The following is a 416-nucleotide window of genomic DNA, read 5'->3' as shown; positions in this document are numbered from 1 at the left end:
TCGGTGGCCATCGCGCCCAGAACAACAAGGCCAGCTGGCTTGAGTTTACGTAGCCGCCGTAGCAGCCGGAAGCAGTAAGTCCGCCAGCGCAAACCCGGCTCAGGCCCATCGACGACAACAATGGGTTGGCCCTGCCATCTCCCGACCCTGATGGCGGTACTCGGCCAACTGACGATTTCGAAGTCGTTCATGACGGTGATGGCGGGACGGGTTTGACGAAAGTCGTGAAACACCTCGCCGTCAATCGTGCGCCATATTTTCGCGTCGAAATACTCAGCGATGAGACTCGCCGCCTGGGTAGCGGCCGTTCCGGCGTCATTCCAGCCGCCGAAGGCCACTACGACCCATGGCCGGTCCATGTGTCGAAATCGCATGGTGCCAAGGTTAGCCCCCGCCTTCGTCTGAGACTCATGGCC

At 60.8% G+C, this 416-nt stretch carries 1 protein-coding gene; it reads right to left on the bottom strand.

The genetic code is table 11. The annotated features are described in order from the left end of the window. A partial coding sequence (locus D7V77_RS42775; RefSeq protein WP_147452397.1) for a PAC2 family protein occupies positions 1–359 on the bottom strand: 359 nt, incomplete at its 3' end. Positions 360–416 lie beyond the last annotated feature (57 nt).

The organism is Corallococcus sp. CA041A, from assembly GCF_003612075.1.
GTDB classification, from domain to species: Bacteria; Myxococcota; Myxococcia; order Myxococcales; family Myxococcaceae; genus Corallococcus; species Corallococcus exiguus.
This window is presented reverse-complemented; position numbering and strand designations above follow the sequence as displayed.